Origin of the sequence: Daejeonella sp. H1SJ63, assembly GCF_029360775.1 — a bacterium.
GTDB lineage: Bacteria > Bacteroidota > Bacteroidia > Sphingobacteriales > Sphingobacteriaceae > Daejeonella.
The window spans coordinates 39,876-57,874 of record NZ_JARKMZ010000010.1; the positions used below are offsets into that span (position 1 = coordinate 39,876).

The 17,999-nt window shown below is 41.6% G+C and carries 18 protein-coding genes; 10 read left to right on the plus strand and 8 right to left on the minus strand.

What is annotated here, in order from left to right; all coding sequences use genetic code 11:
• Positions 1–254: 254 nt before the first annotated feature.
• The 3 genes from gap to P2W72_RS04395 are packed head-to-tail and all read left to right on the plus strand — an operon-like array spanning position 255 to position 2,891.
• On the plus strand, positions 255–1,253 hold the full coding sequence (gap, locus tag P2W72_RS04385; protein ID WP_276359689.1) for a type I glyceraldehyde-3-phosphate dehydrogenase: 999 nt from the start codon (positions 255–257) through the stop codon (positions 1,251–1,253).
• Entirely contained in the window at positions 1,250–1,681 is a 432-nt protein-coding gene (locus P2W72_RS04390; protein WP_276359690.1) for a GNAT family N-acetyltransferase, read from the plus strand. Before gap ends, P2W72_RS04390 begins: the two co-directional genes overlap by 4 nt.
• 19 nt (positions 1,682–1,700) lie before the next feature.
• Entirely contained in the window at positions 1,701–2,891 is a 1,191-nt protein-coding gene (locus tag P2W72_RS04395; protein ID WP_276359691.1) for a phosphoglycerate kinase, read from the plus strand.
• Positions 2,892–3,026: 135 nt separating this feature from the next.
• On the opposite strand, the gene P2W72_RS04400 is transcribed toward P2W72_RS04395, so the two are convergent.
• The 8 genes from P2W72_RS04400 to P2W72_RS04435 all read right to left on the minus strand — a co-directional run bounded on the left by P2W72_RS04400 (position 3,027) and on the right by P2W72_RS04435 (position 9,508).
• A complete protein-coding gene (locus P2W72_RS04400) occupies positions 3,027–3,497 on the minus strand; it encodes a nuclear transport factor 2 family protein (protein ID WP_276359692.1) in 471 nt (156 codons plus the stop codon).
• Positions 3,498–3,729: 232 nt separating this feature from the next.
• Positions 3,730–5,328 (minus strand): aminopeptidase P family protein, encoded by a 1,599-nt coding sequence (locus tag P2W72_RS04405; RefSeq protein WP_276359693.1) that lies wholly within the window; start codon positions 5,326–5,328, stop codon positions 3,730–3,732.
• Positions 5,329–5,503: 175 nt separating this feature from the next.
• Positions 5,504–5,848 carry a hypothetical protein gene (locus tag P2W72_RS04410; RefSeq protein WP_276359694.1) on the minus strand — a complete coding sequence of 115 codons (345 nt, stop codon included), beginning with the start codon at positions 5,846–5,848 and terminating at the stop codon, positions 5,504–5,506.
• Between the two features lie 137 nt (positions 5,849–5,985).
• The gene (locus tag P2W72_RS04415; protein ID WP_276359695.1) at positions 5,986–6,555 is read right to left on the minus strand and encodes a dihydrofolate reductase family protein; all 570 of its coding nucleotides are present in this window, start codon (positions 6,553–6,555) and stop codon (positions 5,986–5,988) included.
• Positions 6,556–6,713: 158 nt separating this feature from the next.
• Positions 6,714–7,214: an SRPBCC domain-containing protein gene (locus P2W72_RS04420; RefSeq protein WP_276359696.1), complete on the minus strand. Its 501-nt coding sequence runs from the start codon at positions 7,212–7,214 to the stop codon at positions 6,714–6,716.
• Positions 7,192–7,530, minus strand: a complete 339-nt coding sequence (locus tag P2W72_RS04425) for a metalloregulator ArsR/SmtB family transcription factor (RefSeq protein ID WP_276359697.1) — start codon at positions 7,528–7,530, stop codon at positions 7,192–7,194. The genes P2W72_RS04420 and P2W72_RS04425 overlap by 23 nt, the downstream gene beginning before the upstream one ends.
• Positions 7,531–7,720: 190 nt before the next feature.
• Positions 7,721–8,479, minus strand: a complete 759-nt coding sequence (locus P2W72_RS04430) for a DUF1835 domain-containing protein (protein ID WP_276359698.1) — start codon at positions 8,477–8,479, stop codon at positions 7,721–7,723.
• A 57-nt stretch (positions 8,480–8,536) separates the two neighbouring features.
• The gene (locus tag P2W72_RS04435) at positions 8,537–9,508 is read right to left on the minus strand and encodes an NAD(P)-dependent alcohol dehydrogenase (protein WP_276359699.1); all 972 of its coding nucleotides are present in this window, start codon (positions 9,506–9,508) and stop codon (positions 8,537–8,539) included.
• 400 nt (positions 9,509–9,908) lie between these two features.
• On the opposite strand from P2W72_RS04435, the gene mraZ reads away from it, so the two are divergent.
• From mraZ to murD, 7 genes are all read left to right on the plus strand, one after another.
• The gene (gene mraZ / locus P2W72_RS04440) at positions 9,909–10,373 is read left to right on the plus strand and encodes a division/cell wall cluster transcriptional repressor MraZ (RefSeq protein WP_276359700.1); all 465 of its coding nucleotides are present in this window, start codon (positions 9,909–9,911) and stop codon (positions 10,371–10,373) included.
• Complete coding sequence (gene rsmH, locus P2W72_RS04445; protein ID WP_276359701.1) at positions 10,366–11,268, plus strand: 16S rRNA (cytosine(1402)-N(4))-methyltransferase RsmH; 903 nt, start codon at positions 10,366–10,368, stop codon at positions 11,266–11,268. The genes mraZ and rsmH overlap by 8 nt, the downstream gene beginning before the upstream one ends.
• Positions 11,269–11,284: 16 nt before the next feature.
• Positions 11,285–11,692, plus strand: coding sequence for an FtsL-like putative cell division protein (locus P2W72_RS04450; protein ID WP_276359702.1), 408 nt, complete (start codon positions 11,285–11,287; stop codon positions 11,690–11,692).
• Positions 11,693–11,823: 131 nt separating this feature from the next.
• Positions 11,824–13,926, plus strand: a complete 2,103-nt coding sequence (locus P2W72_RS04455) for a penicillin-binding protein (protein WP_276359703.1) — start codon at positions 11,824–11,826, stop codon at positions 13,924–13,926.
• The gene (locus P2W72_RS04460) at positions 13,926–15,386 is read left to right on the plus strand and encodes a UDP-N-acetylmuramoyl-L-alanyl-D-glutamate--2,6-diaminopimelate ligase (protein ID WP_276359704.1); all 1,461 of its coding nucleotides are present in this window, start codon (positions 13,926–13,928) and stop codon (positions 15,384–15,386) included. Before P2W72_RS04455 ends, P2W72_RS04460 begins: the two co-directional genes overlap by 1 nt.
• Positions 15,386–16,627, plus strand: a complete 1,242-nt coding sequence (mraY, locus tag P2W72_RS04465; protein ID WP_276359705.1) for a phospho-N-acetylmuramoyl-pentapeptide-transferase — start codon at positions 15,386–15,388, stop codon at positions 16,625–16,627. Before P2W72_RS04460 ends, mraY begins: the two co-directional genes overlap by 1 nt.
• On the plus strand, positions 16,627–17,979 hold the full coding sequence (gene murD, locus P2W72_RS04470) for a UDP-N-acetylmuramoyl-L-alanine--D-glutamate ligase (RefSeq protein ID WP_276359706.1): 1,353 nt from the start codon (positions 16,627–16,629) through the stop codon (positions 17,977–17,979). The genes mraY and murD overlap by 1 nt, the downstream gene beginning before the upstream one ends.
• Positions 17,980–17,999: the final 20 nt, after the last annotated feature.

Genomic DNA, 17,999 nt, shown 5'->3' on the forward strand with positions numbered 1-17,999 from the left:
AAGGCTGGTGCAGTATGCGCGGAAAGCGGGACTTCCGTTAAAAAGGAGCAGAACAGCAGGTTTTCAAACGATGGAAACTTTAAACAAACCATCGCTGGGAAACATTTTAAGCCCTAACATTCAATGTTGTACTAATACAGAACACATATAATTTATGACTATAAGGATGAATTTTCCTTATTTCTTTGAGCTTTTCAAAATTTTACAAGCGCTTTTCATTCATTTGAATAACTTTGGATTAATATCATCAAAATATGAAAGTAGCTATTAACGGTTTTGGTCGTATCGGAAGGATTACATTGAGAGCATTGCTTGAAAAGGAGGGTGTGGAGGTGCTGGCGATTAATGATCTTTCAGATACCCAAACTCTTGCTCATCTGTTCAAATATGATTCTGTACACAGAGGTTTTAAAGGAACTGTAAGTGCAGAAGGCGGACATTTGCTTGTTAATGGTAATCCTGTTCATGTTTTTGCTGAAAAGGATCCCTCAATGCTTCCCTGGGGAGAGCTGGGGATAGATATCGTGATCGAATCGACCGGTAAGTTTACAAATACTGAAGGGGCAGAGCTTCATCTGAAGGCAGGAGCGAAGCAGGTCATTATTTCTGCACCTCCATCTGACAGGGAAATCCCGACCGTGGTTCTTGGAATTAATGAGGGTGAGGTTGATATGCATTCACCCATTCTTTCAAATGCGTCGTGTACGACCAATAATGTGGCGGCGATGGTTAAGGTTCTGGAAGATAACTGGGGAATTGTGGATGGTTACATTACTACGGTACATTCCATGACAGGAGATCAGAACCTGCATGATGCCCCTCATAAAGATCTGAGAAGGGCGAGGGCGGCATCGGCATCCATCATTCCAACTACTACCGGTGCGGCAAAGGCTATTACCAATATATTTCCTCACCTGGAGGGTAAACTGGGTGGCGCAGGCATAAGGGTGCCGGTTCTGAACGGATCGCTGACCGATTTTACATGTAACCTGAAGAAAAAGGCAAGTACAGAAGAAATTAATAAGGCATTTAAGGAGGCTTCAGAAGGTTATTTAAAGGGTATTCTGGAGTATACTTCTGATCCTATCGTTTCTGTAGATATTCTTGATAATCCGCATTCCTGTATTTTTGATGCAGAGCTTACTTCAATTGTTGGCGAGCTGGTGAAAGTAGTGGGATGGTATGATAATGAATCAGGCTATTCTAACAGGCTTGCAGATCTGGTGGTTAAAATTGCAGCACTCAGGAAATGATCCGCTTTATCAGTACTGAAGATACTCTGGCACTGCGAAGTCTGGTTTTACGAGAAGGAGCAGATTCTGAATTGTGCCGTTTTGATGGTGATGATGATGAGTTTTCATTTCATCTGGGCTATTACCGGGATGAAGAACTGATTTGTATTGCAAGTTTTCATAAACAGGGACGCGAAGGTTTTGAAGGTACGGGGTATCAGCTGAGAGGAATGGCAACAATGCCTGAATTTCAGGGGAAAGGCACAGGTAATCAATTGCTCAATTTTGCAATTATTTACCTTCGCGGAATAAAAGCAAACTATCTTTGGTGCAATGCCCGCAGGGTAGCATTCCGTTTTTATCTCTCGCTTGGATTTGAATTTATTTCAGATGAGTTTGAGATGGCAGGAATTGGCCCTCACCGGGCGATGTACTTAAAGATCCAATAATTGAATATAGAACGACGATATGAATACAATAGATAATTTAAATTTTTCAGGAAAAAGAGCACTCATCCGTGTAGATTTTAATGTTCCGCTGGATGCAGAATTCAATATTACAGACGATAATCGTATGGTTGGAGCTGTTCCAACTATTCAAAAGATTTTGAATGACGGGGGATCAGTTATTTTGATGTCGCACCTGGGAAGACCAAAAGATGGTCCGACCGATAACTATTCACTGAAACATCTGGTTAAGCATCTTTCTGCATTGCTGGGTAAAGATGTTCAGTTTGCTTCCGATTGTATTGGTGAGGATGCACTGGCTAAGTCAAAGGCTCTGAAAGGCGGAGAAGTATTATTGCTTGAAAACCTTCGTTTTTACAAGGAAGAAGAAAAGGGTGATGAGACTTTTGCTTCAAAGCTTGCTGCATTAGGGGATGTTTATGTGAACGATGCTTTCGGAACAGCACATCGCGCTCATGCTTCTACAGCCATTATAGCTAAATTCTTCCCGGGGGCTAAATATTTCGGGTATCTGATGGCCGGAGAGCTTGCCAATGCCGAGAAGATCCTGAATCATGCCGACAGACCTTTCACTGCTATTATGGGTGGAGCAAAGGTTTCTGATAAGATCCTTCTGATTGAGAAATTACTTGAAAAGGTTGATAATCTGATTATTGGTGGCGGTATGGCTTATACTTTTGCCAGAGCACAAGGCGGACAGATCGGAACATCTCTTTGTGAAAATGATAAACTTGATCTTGCACTTGCGCTGATTGAAAAAGCAAAGGCAAAGAACGTGAATCTGCTTTTGCCGGTCGATACCACCATTGCAGATGCTTTTTCTCCTGATGCTAAAACTGCTTATGCAAAGTTTGGAGATATTCAAAGCGATTGGATGGGACTGGATATCGGTCCGGAAACGGCAAAGCTATTTGCTGCAGTGATCAAAAATTCGAAAACTGTTCTGTGGAATGGTCCGATGGGGGTTTTTGAAATGGAAAAATTTGAAGTGGGAACCAGGGCTATTGCAGAAGCCGTTGTTGAAGCAACGCAGAGCGGTGCATTTTCGTTGATTGGAGGTGGCGATTCTGCTGCTGCTGTATCTAAATTCGGGTTGGAAGATCAGGTAAGCTATGTTTCTACAGGTGGTGGAGCATTGCTTGAATATATGGAGGGTAAGGAATTGCCGGGGGTGAAGGCGATAAATTCATAGAAGGTTTAACAGGTAATTATAATCCTGATTTACTTTTTAGTATATCGAGTCTGAAGACTCTTGCTCATTTAATTTTCCGGAGAGACGCTTTGCTTAACTCTCCGGAAAGTTTGCCTTTACTCCCTGTTGGCTATCTTATTTGTTCTTCAATGCCGCACAACCATCGGGCTCAATCGTATAGGCAGTCGTAACTATTTTCCAGCCATCATTTGTTTTAAGCATAGTAAATAAATCTACTCCACAGTGAGAGAATTTGCCGCTAATGCCTAAAGTATAGGGTATCCAGGCCATGGCAATCCGGTTATGGATTTTTATTTCTGAAGAAAGTATTTTTTCCTGTATCACCCTTGCCGGATTGATGAAGGTTTTCAGCCTGTCGCGAAACTGCCCCATAGTATATTTTACATTATTGTCTTGCTCAGAAATTGCCCATAGTTGTCCCTCAGGCAATAAGATTGATTTAAAAAGCACCGTATCCTGAGTTTCGAGTGCATCAAAAAATTGCTGCACTTTCAACAGAATTTCTTTCTCTTCAGGCTTGTGCTTCTTTTGGGCAAATGAATTAATGCTGATTGTCAACAGGATAAAGAAGAATAGGTTTTTCATGATCGGTCTTTAAATTTTAAGATTGGCCAAATTGTCCATTATTTTGTCCACCTGTGTAATTGATAGGCAATGTTCATCAGTAAATGCTGAATTATGAACAGCATTAATGCCAGAAGATAAGCCAGTCGAATTTTTGATTGTTTATCCTCCGGTAATAATAGAATGAGTACAATTTCAATGATAAAATCCTGTTTAATAAAACCTTGAGCCAATAATTATAATATCCAGCCTGCTACTTCAATTTGGGAAGTGCCAGGTTATTCAATACACTCTTTTGTGCCAAAGTTGCTTCTACTTCTTCCAGCTTTCGCGGAGCGGCGATGGATAAATTTTCATATCCATTTTTACGAATAAGCAGATCGTCTTCTATCCTGACGGCAATATCCCACCATTTAGGGTCGCATGGACTGCCTTTCGGGATGTAAATGCCGGGTTCTACCGTGATCAGCATGTTTTCTTTCAGTATCGGATCAACGAATTTGTCATGTACATCCAGGCCAAGGTGATGAGAAACCCCATGAATATAATAGCGTGAAACATCTTTCTTATCTTTGATGATACCCAGTTCGAGCAGTCCCTGAGCAAGCACATCAGTAGTTTTTACATTCAGATCCCGGAATGCGGTACCTTCCTTAACAATTTTAAAAACCTCTTCCTGTGCTTTATAAACCAGCTGGTAGATTGCTTTTTGCTCTGCCGTAAATTTCCCGTTGGCCGGAACAGTACGTGTAATATCTGCAGAATAGCCATGATACTCTGAACCTACATCCATCAAAACCAGTTTATTGTCTACTTTGGTTGCATTATTTTCAATATAATGAAGTATGCAGCCATTGGATCCTGCACCTACAATTGGAGGATAACCTTCATCCATCGCACCATAGCGTTTATGAACATAATGAAATATCCCTGTAAGCTCTGACTCAGACATGGCAGGCGTGACAGCTTTCATCACTTCTTTATGGGCGATGGACGATAGTTCAATAGATTTTCTAAGCAATACCAGTTCTTCCGGAGTTTTGATCTCACGCAATGCACCCATGATATTATTATAGTCAAATGCCGGAGAGCCATTCTTCCGGATCTTTTCCTGTATCAGGCTGAGAGTTTCTGAGTTGGGATTGCTGATCAGTTCATTCAGTATCGGGTCGTTTTTGAACTCAGCATCTCCGGTATTGGCCATGCCCGACTTTATCCGGTTAACTCTTCCCTGCAGATTGGAAGCTGAGGTGCTGTTAAGAAGAATGCTATAGTTTTGAATAATATTTTTGTTTTCCTGCCTGCTGATTTTTGCCTTTTCACTGAAGCTGTTAATCAGAGTTTGTAAAGTTCCTTTGCCTGCATCATCAGGGAAATAGTCGTAAATGATCTTGCTGAACTTAGTAAAGTCGATATCGAAAGATCTGAATTGATCGCTGGTATAGACCTGCTCAAAACCAAGTTCTTTTCTTACTCCTTCGGCACCAAGTCGTCTGCCGGTCCACTGTTCCATTAGTGCATCCCTCTTTCTTGCAAAAAACAATTCATTATAGCTCAGGTCGCCATTCTGCTGTTTATTTTTGAAGATGATCAGTAAAGCATCAGGCTCTTTGTAACCACTCAGGTAATACAGATCAGGGTTGGGGTGGTAGCTGTATGTTACGTCATTGGAAAATACCCGTTCCGGAAAAGAGAAAATCACGGCAACTGAATTTTCAGGCATTTTCTGGCGAAATGCCTCTCTTCTGCCTGCGTGGAATTCTTTTGTCAGGAAGTCGGTTGGAAGATTATCCTGGGCGATTGCGCATATAGAAATTATTGAAAGACAGTAGCTTAGCAGTATTTTATACATGAAAGAAATATTTTTAATGGTTAGGGATAGTCAGATTCTTTGCAGAAGAATTGGTTAATTATTTTCGAATTTAAATATTTTATTTTTTATAAAATCGGTTTTTTCGGTGAATCAGGACTAAAACTCTCTGTAAAATTGAGTTACACTCAGTAAAGTTAAGATTTTGCAGGATAGTCTAAGATTTGCTTTTTGCCTGTTTAATCGCAATAAGTGCAAGTAAAAAACTTCCCACAGAGCTTGCGATTAATGTGGTAAGAATAACCGGGAGATCTTTTTCCAGGAAGACTTTCAGCTGACCTGCGAAGGCAATACTTAAAATGATAAAGGCGATTGATGGACCTGATATCCATAGTCCCCAGCGCCATGATTCTTTTGGCCAAAAATATCCGAATATCCCGCCAAGTAAAAGGCAGATCATGGCAAAAGTATAAGGTGCAGGCTCAAGATATGCAGTTAGCGGCAGGAAAAAGCCTGCAATTATTGCCAAAGAATAGGAAAGTTTTGAATAGCCGGTTTTCATCTGTTTATTTTTCTTGTTTTTAATCCCGCGCGTGCGCGATGGGGCCTTTGATGATTAAAAAAATCTTTGCTCTGTGTGCTTAATGATTATTTTAATCATGTAGGGTTCATTTGATCAGGTCTGGTATTCGTTGAAATTTATTTTGTTTTTTCAGGCAGTAAAGCCTTTTTTATCAGATAATGTAATTGTACCAGTCCGCTTTCAAATGCCTCAGCTGACTCAAGTTTTAATTTTTCTTCAGGTATTCCTTCCCTAAACAATTTTGTACCTCTACCCAGCAACACGGGGATGATGGAAAGGATCACCTCATCAATCAGGTTTTGTCTGAGCAACTCGTTTACAATCTCAGCTCCTCCATCAACGAAAATATTTTTCCCCGCTTTTTGCTTTAGTCTCAGGATAAGTTCCTTCAGATCGCCCGTGTAAAATATGGTATTCCCCTCTGGTGGTCTGGCAGTTCTTGTAATGACATAACTTTCCTTGTCTGCATGAACAAATTCAGGAGCCTGGTTTATTACCCAGTCATAGGTTTTTCTTCCTATAATAATGGTATCTACAGTCTGAATAAATTGGCTGTATCCATAGTCTTCGCCTTCTTTTTCAACCATTGAGAGAAAGCTTAAATCATCATCGGGTTTGGCAATATAAGCGTCTAAACTTGATGCGATATAAAGAATTACTTTTCGGTTTTGTTGTGCTGCAGACATTGGCTTTATCTAATAAATATACAAAGAGTAGCAATAAATATGCAGTAAATATGCAGCGATCCGGACTGTAAGATATGGATACAGAAGAATTGGTCTGTTCAAAGTTCAAAAAGAAGCGAAGACTTCTTTTTGAACTTTTTCATGAAACCGGATCCTTATTAAGTTCTGGAACTCAGATATTGATCCAGATTCTCCATAGCCATGGTCATGCCTTCTTTAAAGCCCATTTGTATGGTTGTTTCCAATTGTGCAAGATCCGGGAAGCGAATCTGATAATTGACCAGTGTTTTTTCGCCCTTGTCTGTAAAATTTACTTCCCATTGCGATTGCGGCAGTTCTTTGTTTACATTGCCGTTTTCATCAGCGAATGCATCCAGCCCGCTGTATTGTTTTTGTACCTGTATTTTCAGGTAATCGGCCCAGCACCAGTGTACTTCACCCTCAGGACCAATCATAGCATAATGCCAGTGACCGCCTTCCCTGAAGTCCATACTCTTTGTTTTGGTTTTCCATGGCTTTGGTGCCCACCACTGATCCATGATTTCGCTTTTGGTGTAAGCATCCCAAACCAGTGGAAGTTCGGCTGCAAATTCTCTTTTGATGGTAATTGTGTTACTATTCTTATCGACTGTAAAGTCAAACATCAGATTGTGGCCCATGTTTTTCTTTTTTAAGGGTTAATAATACCTGGTCAAGCTCATTGAAGCGGTTTTCCCAGATTGATTTAAATTGTTCCAGCCATTGATCGATTTCTTTCATTTTACTCACTTCAAGCTGGTAATATATTTCCCTGCCCTGCTGTTGTTGTTTAACCAGCCGGCATTCGCTTAGTATTTTCAGATGCTTGGATACGGCCTGTCTGCTGGTGTCAAAGTGCTCGGCAATTGCATTGGGTGTCATGGCCTGTAATGCAATTAAGCCAATTATTGCCCTTCGTGTTGGATCTGCAATGGCCTGGAAAATATCTCTTCTCATGGAAATAGTTCAATATATGAAACTGTTTGGTTGCGTAAATATATATGCTACCATTTAGTTTCGCAAATTTATTTCAAAATATGTTTTAGGTTATTTCAAAATCCGGCTATAATCCTCATTCAAAAAGATTTTAGAGACGGAGGCTTTGGATTTAATTTAAGCGATAAACTCTGCTTTTGCTGAATAGGTTTCAGTACTGCTGCATTAATTTGTCATACATATTTTTTATCTGGAGGTCTGCAAAGCCATAAATTCCTTCTTTTGCTGAGAATTCGGCAAAAACTTCATGGAATTCTTTTGAGTGGGTGTTGATTAGTTCTTTTACCAGTTTCTCGGGTCTTCCCGGGTTTCCATCGCCCGGAAATCTGTCGCAATGTGCCTGACAGACTTCCTTCAAATGCTCAAAGCAGGCAGACTGATATTCAGAGAGCTCTTTCAGCTTATTTAAATCGCCGTTTTGATAGGCAGTCCACAAATTTTTACCTGATTCAATATCCAGAGGAGTAAATGGAATTTTCGCGGCATAGCTTTGCTCAAGTCGTTCAGTGTTTGCTGTTCCAAAACCCTTCCATAGGTCGGCTTTATTTTCGATTGCCGGAAAAACCCTGAACAGCTTCAAGCCGGGCCTGTTTGAGAGCATGGAGAGTATAAACCACATGTTTGTCTGACAGAACAAATCGTTTTCAAACCAAAGACATACTTCAGAATAATCAGGCAGGTCATCTGTTTTCTTCAGTTCAGTTACTGTTTTACTGAAATAATCTGCCACAGATACATTGAATGACTCTGCAATAAATTTTGCTCTGATATCCCAAAATTCGTTGGGATTTGTGGCGATTAACGGTCCCTCGATCAGACATTCCCTGCAAACAATAAAGTCATGATTAATTTTGGTATGTCTTAGTTGCTCTGCAAGGCAATCTCCATTTAAGATATGATAGGCTGGCATAAAATTTCTGATATTTTCAGTTCAGGCTAAAAGCTATTTCCCGCAGATTGGACTTATCTATTCCGGCTTTCTGATTTCGATAACTACATTTCCTTTTTTATGTCCGCTTTCAGCGTAGCGATGGGCATCAGCAATTTCCCCAAGACTATAGATTTTATCAATCACCGGTTTGAGATGGCCGTTTGCCATCAGGTTTTGAATATACCTGATTTCTTCCGGCTTTTCTACCGCCATGCCTGAGATTACTTTGTATTTAGCACTGATATTAGTCAGTATGCCTCGAAGAGTTTCCGAAATTCCTGCAGAGCCCAGAATCAGTATACCTTTCGCTTTAAGGCATTTAATGCTTTTTGCAAAGGATAGTTTGTTTACTGTTTCAAAAATAATATCATACTTCTTGCTTCCCGATGTAAAGTCTTCTATAGTATAATCAATATGGTGATCAGCTCCGATTGCCATTACGAGATCTTTATTGGACAGGCTGCAAACCGCAGTAACTTCTGCGCCAAAATATTTTGCCAGTTGTATAGCTGCAGTTCCCAATGCGCCGGATGCTCCATAAATTAATATGCTTTGACCCTTTTGGATATTGGCTTTTCGTAAAAAATGCAGGGAGGCAGTAGCACCAAAGGGGATGGATGCAGCTTCGTTGAATGAGATATGATGAGGGATTAAAGCGATAGGGCCGTTTTCGGCTACACAAACATACTCAGCATAGGTGCCCATTGCCATTCCAGTCATTCCGAATACCCTGTCGCCGGGTTTAAAGCCCGTTGTTTTTTTGCCGGCCTGCTCTACAATACCTGCAAATACAACACCCAGAATTTGTTTGCTCTTTCGCGGATTGAACAAACCAAATACAAGCCTGACAGCAAAAGGGTCGGGCTTTCGTAACCTCCAGTCGGCTGAATTTACAGAAGCAGCATAGTTCCTGATCAGAATTTGGTCTTTCTTTGGTGCAGGTTTGCTAAGTTCTTCAATCTGAAGTACTTCAGGTGGTCCGTATTTTTTGAAAACTGCGGCTTTCATATTTATACAAGGTTATTTTTGGACTCTGAGAATTTATTTGGAAGTATTTCAATTGGACAAAGTTTTGCCCGATTTGTTTCACTTCCGGAATGGCAGGAATAAAATGAGCTGGAATCAGTAATAAAGAAGATCAGACGACGGATAGTCCATTTTCTTTTACGTATCTCCAATTAGCTGCAGTTATTATTTCTGATTTTTTAAATCCTTCCTGAATCAGTCTGCTGATTAAAGCTTATCTGATCATTTTTCATCTTAAGGTGGGAAATCCAAAGCCCTGATTATCCGCTAAGTGGGAGAAAAATAAGTCCGAAAACTGTGGAAAACTTTTTTTGTGGGAGATAGTGGTAAAAAGTGGTAAGTTATTTACTTTTACAATTGAATTATAGAGTAAATACCCATAATGTCACATTTCTTAGGAGAATTTGATTGTAAACTTGACGCTAAAGGCCGGATGATGATACCATCCAGTCTGAAGAAGCAGCTTCCCGAAGCTGAGCGTGAGGGGCTTGTGATCAATCGTGGCTTCGAGAAAAATCTGGTGATCTACACCAAAAAGGAATGGGACTGCATTACGGAAGAGTTGAGTAAACTCAATCCGTATGAGAAAAAAAGCCGTGAGTTTATTCGCTATTTCACGCGTGGTGCGACAGAGTTGTCGCTGGATGCCGCAAATCGTATTCTTTTCCCGAAATCGTTGATGGATTACGCAGGAATTACCGGAGAGGTGGTTCTGGCCTGTCAGCTGAATAAGATAGAAGTTTGGGCAAAAGATGCTTATGATGCTCAGATGGACAATGAGCCCGAAAACTTCGCCAATCTGGCAGAAGAGGTAATGGGTAGTCTGGGAAGGAGGACTAATGACTGAATATCACAATCCGGTGATGCTGCAGGAATGTATTGAGGGTTTGAATATCAAGCCTGACGGAGTGTATGTTGATGTGACATTCGGTGGTGGAGGTCATTCGCGTGAAATTCTAAAACATTTGGGGCCAAAAGGCCGCTTGCTGGCATTCGACCAGGATGCTGATGCTCAAAAAAATATACCCAAAGATGATCGATTAACCTTTATTGATCAGAACTTCCGCTACCTCAAAAATAACTGCCGTTTGCAGGGCGCCATTTCTGCCGACGGTATTCTGGCTGATCTGGGTGTTTCATCGCATCAGTTTGATCAGCCGGAACGGGGGTTCTCTATTCGTTTTGATGCTGAATTGGATATGCGAATGGATCAGGCGGGTTTACTTACTGCAAAAGAAGTGGTAAATACTTATAGTGAAGAGCAGCTACATCGCATTTTTGGGATTTATGGTGAGATAAAGAATGCCAAAACCCTGGCGCATACGCTTGTAACTCAGCGCTTGAACAGGCCGGTTGAAACTGTTCAGGATCTTAAAAATGCTATTGCCAGGCTTATTCCGAAAGGTAAAGAGAATAAATATCTGGCCCAGGTATTTCAGGCTCTGCGTATTGAAGTGAATCAGGAGCTGGAAGCCCTGAAGGAGTTTTTAGAGCAGACAGTGGATGTGCTAAAGCCTGAGGGACGTTTGGTAGTGATGTCTTATCATTCGCTTGAAGACAGGCTGGTGAAGAATTTTATTGCCAGGGGTAAGTTTCATGGCGAGGTGGAAAAAGATTTTTTCGGAAATCAGATCAAGCCATTCGAAAGTCTGACGCGTAAGGCGATAGTGGCTTCTGATGCGGAGATTAAAATGAATAACCGGGCACGCAGTGCCAAGCTTAGGATAGCAGTTAAAAACTAGTTTTTAAGGCTTGAATATGAATAACCAGTTCAGAAAACCAAAAGAGGAAGAGCATATTGAAGAAGAGGTTTTGCCTGAAGTGAATGAGAAGGCAGAGAGTCCACGGAATTTCTTCACCATTCTGTTCACTGAGGGGGTGATCTCGAAGCAGGCGGCAACAGAAATGCTTCCCTTTATCATATTTATTGCATTTCTGTGCATGATTTATATCGGTAACCGTCATTTCGCAGAGAATAATATCCGTGATATTGATAAGCTAAGTAAGGAAGTGAAAGAACTGAGCTGGGACTTTAAAACCTTAAAGGCTGATCTGATGCTGAAAAGCACGCGGACAGAGGTTGCAAAAGAGGTGGATACATTAGGGCTTATTGAGCCTAACGAACCTCCCAAAAAGATTTTAGTAAATGTTGATGAATTAAAATAGGGTCAATTGGTTTTGAGTATCAGGATATGAGTATCAAGTGCGTACGTGACATAAACAGCTTTATTTAAACAATATTAGGCATCTGGCCGACACAGACAACACATAACAGACAACAGATTACAGACAATACATTGAATATCAGAACTGACATATTGCTCCGAGTGTACATCGCCTTTGGCCTGATTGTACTTTTGGCCTTTGCGGTATTGTTCAAATTGTTTCATGTACAGTTTGTAGAAGGCGGGAAATGGCGGGATATGGCCGATAGCCTTTCTACCCGTTTTGCGAATGTGGAGGCTGCAAGAGGTAATATTTATTCTGTGGATGGCAGCTTGCTTGCTACTTCGGTACCTGAATATGAAGTTCGCATGGATATGCTTGCCGGAGGTATCGAAAAGGATGATGTATTCTATGAGAAGGTAGATTCTCTGGCCGCGAAATTATCATCCTATTTCGGGGATAAATCAACAAAGCAATATTCACGTATGTTGCGTGAGGCCCGTGGCGACAGTGCCCGTTATCTGCTTTTGAAGCGGAATGTGACTCATCAGGAATTGAAGGAAATCCGTAAGTTTCCAATCTTTAATTTAGGGCGTTACAAAGGCGGACTGATCTCTGTTCAGCAGAACAAGCGAATTTTGCCATTTCAAACGCTGGCTCAGCGTACCATTGGGTATAAAAATAAGAACGTGCAGCCTGTGGGTCTCGAAGGGGCTTATGGCTCATATATCGATGGTGAGAGTGGTAAGAGATTAATGCAGCGAATTGCCGGAGGAGTGTGGATGCCTGTAAATCAGGATATTGAAATTGCTCCGAAAGAAGGGGCTGATATTATTGCTACGATTGATATTAATATGCAGGATGTTGCTCAAAGGGCCCTGAGAAAGCAGCTGATTGCCAGTGATGCTGATCATGGTTGTGTAATCCTGATGGAAGTTGCAACCGGAGAAATCCGTGCGATAGCCAATTTTAGCAAAGTTAATGCAGGGGAGTACAAGGAACAGTTCAATTATGCCATTGCTGCCAGCCAGGATCCGGGTTCTACTTTCAAGCTGGCTTCTTATATGGCTTTACTTGAAGATAACAAGGTAGATACCAATACCATGGTGGCCACCGGCGACGGAACTTACCGTATCCCGGGGCATACCATTCGCGATTCTCATGGAGGCATAGGCACGGTTACCGTAAAAAGGGCATTTGAAGAATCGTCGAACGTGGCAATTGCCAAAATGATTAATGAGGCTTATCAGAATGATCAGGGTAAATTTTCTGAACATCTGTATGAATGGGGATTGAACAAAAAATTAGATCTGCAGATTCCGGGTGAAGGTAAACCGGTGATCAAGAATCCTGAAAACCGGAGCTGGAATAAGAAGCAGTCGCTGCCTCAGATGGCTTACGGATATGAGATGCAGGTAACACCATTACAAATGCTTGCTTTATATAATGCTGTGGCCAATGACGGTAAATATATTGCTCCGATTTTTGTTCGTGAGATTCGTCGCCTTGGAAATACTGTTGAGCGTTTTAATGCCCGCGTGATCAATGAAAAAATTGTTTCTGATGAGACTCTGAAGAAGGCGCAGGCTCTGCTGGAGGGTGTGGTAACAGAAGGTACAGGTAAAGGATTGGCTTCTCCGCTATATAAAATTGCCGGTAAAACCGGTACTGCACAGGTTGCTGATGCAAACAAAGGTTACAGGGTGGATAAGAAGTATCAGGCTTCTTTCTGTGGTTATTTCCCTGCTGATAATCCAAAGTATTCACTGATTGTGGTAGTAAATAATCCACGCAAAGGAACCTATTACGCAGCTTCCGTTGCTGGTCCGGTGTTTCGTGAGATTGCCGACCGCGTTTATACCAGCGATGTGAATATGTATGATCCGTTGAAAGAACAAAAGTTTACAGGAAGCTTAAAAATGCCTGCAGCTAAGGCCGGTGAAAAAAAGGCTACCCAAAGCGTTTATAAAGCATTTGGTATTAAGGCATTATTTGCTGCCAATTCTGAATATGTAAGTCTGGATACCAATAAAGGTGTTGCAAACAGAGAAGTTAAGATCATTGAGGGTACAGTGCCTGATGTGAGCGGAATGGGGCTCAGGGATGCGCTGTATGTGCTTGGCAATTCAGGTCTGAAGGCTATGGTGCGCGGCAGCGGTAAAGTAATTAAACAATCTTTAGAAGCAGGAACAAGGGTAGCAAAAGGTTATCCGATAGTACTGGAACTGGAATAATGAAGATACTCAAAGACATATTGTACGGTGTTTCGCTCAGGAAAGTGGTGGGAACTACTGATGCTGAGATTTCGGCGCTATGTTTTGACTCGCGCAAAGCAGTGCCTGGCGTATTGTTTTTTGCCATCAGAGGCACAGAATCTGACGGACACGCTTTTATAGGAAAGGCAATTGAACTGGGAGCTTCAGCAATTATATGCGAAGAATTCCCTGCGGATTTACATGATGGTATTAGTTATTTCATGGTTGAGAATGCGGCAAAAGCCCTGGGTATTGCTGCAGCGAACTTTTATGACAGGCCATCTGAAAAGCTGAAGCTGGTAGGGGTAACCGGAACCAACGGAAAAACAACAATTGCAACACTTCTGTTCCAATTGTTCAGGGATCTGGGGTATAAAACAGGATTGCTATCAACCGTACAAAATCAGATCAATGAAGTGATTATACCTTCAACACATACCACTCCTGATCCAGTAGCGCTTAATAGTTTGCTGGCAGAAATGGCCGACAGCGGATGTGATTATTGCTTTATGGAAGTAAGCTCGCATGCGGTTGCCCAGGCAAGAATTGAAGGACTGGATTTTGCCGGCGGCATTTTTACGAATCTTACTCATGATCATCTGGATTTCCACAAGACCTTTGATTCTTACCTGAAAGCTAAAAAAAGCTTCTTTGATGGTTTGGGTAATAAGGCCTTTGCACTGACCAATATGGATGATAAAAACGGTATGGTTATGCTGCAGAATACCAGGGCGCATAAAAAGAGCTACGGACTTAAGAATATCGCTGATTTTAAGGCTAAGATTATCGAAAATCATTTCAGCGGATTATTGCTGAATGTAGAGGGCGAGGAAGTCTGGTTTAAAATGGTTGGCAGCTTTAATGCCTATAATCTTCTGGCAGTTTATGCTACGGCCATGCTGCTTGATCAGGATCGTACTAAGGTGCTGACCTCACTGAGCCGTTTGAGTGGTGCTGAAGGTCGTTTTGACTATATCATTTCACCTTCAGGAATTATCGGTATTGTGGATTATGCTCATACACCAGATGCGGTTCAGAATGTGTTAAGTACTATTCAGGATATCCGTAAAGGTACAGAACAGGTTATTACAGTGCTTGGATGTGGTGGCGACCGGGATAAGGCCAAGCGCCCGGTAATGGCTCAGGTTGCATGCGACTGGAGCAGTAAAGTAATTCTGACATCTGATAATCCGAGAACGGAAGTTCCTGAACAGATTATCCGAGATATGGAAGCGGGGGTTATGCCTCAGAATAAGAAAAAAACACTTTCCATTACAGACAGGAAGGAAGCTATCCGTACAGCATGTCATTTGGCTAAACCCGGTGATATCGTTCTGGTAGCAGGAAAAGGGCATGAAAAATATCAGGATATCGGCGGTATAAAGCTGCCCTTTGATGATAAAGAGATATTAACTGAATTTTTAAATCTGGTAAGCTAATGTTGTACTACTTATTTACCTGGCTTGATAAGCACTATGATATTCCCGGAGCAGGATTGTTCCAGTTTATATCATTCCGTACTGCTATGGCGGTGATCTTATCCCTGTTGCTTACCACTGTTTATGGTAGCAGACTGATCAGAATACTGAGAGCACGACAGGTTGGTGAATCAGTAAGAAACCTTGGACTTGAGGGTCAGATGCAGAAGCAGGGAACTCCTACCATGGGCGGTTTGATTATTCTGTTGGGTATTCTTGCACCAACACTTCTTTTTGCCCGACTTGACAATATTTACATCATCCTTATGCTGGTTACAACAGTATGGATGGGCGCAATAGGTTTCCTTGACGACTATATCAAAGTGTTTAAAAAGGATAAAGAAGGTCTGGCAGGTCGTTTTAAGATCATGGGGCAGGTTGGCCTTGCTTTGATCATTGGCTGGACTATGTATTTCCATCCTGATATTGTGGTAAGAGAGCAGGTAACCCTGCCGGCAAAGGTAAAGGCTCCGCTTGATGTTCATCAGCGTGGTAATCAGTTTTACTATACTCAGGATCTGAAATCAACCATTACCAACGTGCCGTTCTATAAAGATAATGAGTTCGATTATGCCAAAGTTCTGACTGTATTTGGCGATGAGTATGAAAAATATTCACTGGTGGTGTTCCTGCTGTTTGTAATTGTGATTATTACAGCTGTATCGAATGGAGCCAATCTTACGGATGGTATCGACGGGCTCGCTACAGGAACTTCCGCGATCATTGGGATTACACTGGCAATTTTAGCCTATGTATCGGGTAATACCATTTTTGCGGATTATCTGAATATCATGTATATCCCCTATTCCGGAGAGCTGGTGATTTTCGCCGGAGCATTTGTTGGTGCTTGTGTTGGCTTCCTGTGGTATAATTCGTTCCCTGCCCAGGTATTTATGGGAGATACAGGAAGTCTGGCCATCGGGGGAATCATCGCGGCATTTGCGATCATGATCCGTAAAGAATTATTGATCCCTGTATTGTGCGGAGTATTTCTGGTAGAGAATCTTTCGGTCATCATGCAGGTATCTTATTTTAAGTATACCAAACGGAAATTCGGTGAAGGCAGACGTATTTTCCTGATGTCGCCATTGCACCATCACTATCAGAAAAAAGGGTACCATGAGGCTAAGATCGTTACGCGTTTCTGGATCGTGGGAATCTTACTGGCCATATTAACTATTGTGACTTTAAAGCTAAGATAATGGGTGAGAAGAAATATATCGTTGTTCTTGGGGCCGGTGAAAGCGGGGCAGGTGCTGCATTGCTTGCACAGAAGCAGGGTTTTGATGTGTTCGTCTCGGATTTTGGGGGTATAGCCGATCACTACAAAAGGGATCTGGAGCAGGCCGGAATACCTTTCGAAGAGAACGGGCATACAGAAGACCGTATTTTATCTGCATCTGAAGTGGTTAAAAGTCCGGGTATTCCTGATAAGGCTCCAATAATTAAAAAGCTGAAAGAAAAGCATATTCCTATCCTTTCTGAGATTGAGTTTGCCGCACGCTATACAGATGCCAGGTTGATCTGTATCACAGGATCGAACGGTAAATCAACTACAACTATGCTAACTTATCATATCCTGAAAAATGCAGGGTTAAAGGTTGGACTGGGAGGGAATATAGGCAAGAGCTTCGCCCGTCAGGTAGCATTTGAAAATTATGATCTCTATGTGTTGGAGATAAGCAGCTTTATGCTGGATAATATGTATCAGTTTAAAGCTGATATCGCAGTATTGCTGAACATCACTCCTGATCATCTCGACAGGTATGATTATAAAATGGAAAACTATTCTGATTCCAAGTTCAGGATCATACAGAATCAGCAGGCAGATGATGTGTTTATCTACTGCGCCGATGATGAAGAAACCCAAAAGGGACTACTCAGACATCAGGTAAATGCAAAAGCTTATCCGTTCTCCATTGAGAAAGAGCTCGAAAAGGGAGCATACCTTGATAAAGAACAAATCATAATCAACCTTCACCAGAAAAACCAAGAACCACTTACTATGTCAATCAAAGATTTAGCACTCCAGGGCAAGCACAATATTTATAATTCTATGGCTTCGGGCATAGTCGCTAAAGTGCTTGAGTTAAGAAATGAATCCATCCGCGATAGTATGGGTAGTTTCACCAATATTGAACACAGGCTGGAGCATGTGGCCAAAATTTCAGGAATCGATTTTATTAACGATTCAAAAGCAACAAATGTGAATTCTACCTGGTATGCTCTGGAAAGCATGCCCGGAGATGTTGTACTTATCCTTGGTGGAGTAGATAAAGGCAATGATTATGGAATGCTTAAAGATCTGGTGAAATCGAAGGTTAAAGCTATCGTTTGTTTGGGGAAGGATAATAAACGTATTCATGAAGCTTTTGAAGATGATGTTGAAGTAATCGTTAATACTTTCTCGGCAAATGAGGCGGTACAACTGGCTTATCATCTGGCAAAGAAAGGTGATACGGTCTTATTATCCCCTGCCTGTGCAAGTTTTGACCTTTTCAAGAACTATGAAGACAGAGGGAATCAGTTTAAGAAGGCTGTAATGGAGCTTTGATGTTTTGGACAGACAATTGT

Coding starts and splice junctions, on each gene's coding strand:
- gap (WP_276359689.1), top strand. CDS start 255: ATGAAAGTAGCTATTAACGGTTTTGGTCGTATCGGAAGGATTACATTG.
- P2W72_RS04390 (WP_276359690.1), top strand. CDS start 1,250: ATGATCCGCTTTATCAGTACTGAAGATACTCTGGCACTGCGAAGTCTG.
- P2W72_RS04395 (WP_276359691.1), top strand. CDS start 1,701: ATGAATACAATAGATAATTTAAATTTTTCAGGAAAAAGAGCACTCATC.
- P2W72_RS04400 (WP_276359692.1), bottom strand. CDS start 3,497: ATGAAAAACCTATTCTTCTTTATCCTGTTGACAATCAGCATTAATTCA.
- P2W72_RS04405 (WP_276359693.1), bottom strand. CDS start 5,328: ATGTATAAAATACTGCTAAGCTACTGTCTTTCAATAATTTCTATATGC.
- P2W72_RS04410 (WP_276359694.1), bottom strand. CDS start 5,848: ATGAAAACCGGCTATTCAAAACTTTCCTATTCTTTGGCAATAATTGCA.
- P2W72_RS04415 (WP_276359695.1), bottom strand. CDS start 6,555: ATGTCTGCAGCACAACAAAACCGAAAAGTAATTCTTTATATCGCATCA.
- P2W72_RS04420 (WP_276359696.1), bottom strand. CDS start 7,214: ATGGGCCACAATCTGATGTTTGACTTTACAGTCGATAAGAATAGTAAC.
- P2W72_RS04425 (WP_276359697.1), bottom strand. CDS start 7,530: ATGAGAAGAGATATTTTCCAGGCCATTGCAGATCCAACACGAAGGGCA.
- P2W72_RS04430 (WP_276359698.1), bottom strand. CDS start 8,479: ATGCCAGCCTATCATATCTTAAATGGAGATTGCCTTGCAGAGCAACTA.
- P2W72_RS04435 (WP_276359699.1), bottom strand. CDS start 9,508: ATGAAAGCCGCAGTTTTCAAAAAATACGGACCACCTGAAGTACTTCAG.
- mraZ (WP_276359700.1), top strand. CDS start 9,909: ATGTCACATTTCTTAGGAGAATTTGATTGTAAACTTGACGCTAAAGGC.
- rsmH (WP_276359701.1), top strand. CDS start 10,366: ATGACTGAATATCACAATCCGGTGATGCTGCAGGAATGTATTGAGGGT.
- P2W72_RS04450 (WP_276359702.1), top strand. CDS start 11,285: ATGAATAACCAGTTCAGAAAACCAAAAGAGGAAGAGCATATTGAAGAA.
- P2W72_RS04460 (WP_276359704.1), top strand. CDS start 13,926: ATGAAGATACTCAAAGACATATTGTACGGTGTTTCGCTCAGGAAAGTG.
- mraY (WP_276359705.1), top strand. CDS start 15,386: ATGTTGTACTACTTATTTACCTGGCTTGATAAGCACTATGATATTCCC.
- murD (WP_276359706.1), top strand. CDS start 16,627: ATGGGTGAGAAGAAATATATCGTTGTTCTTGGGGCCGGTGAAAGCGGG.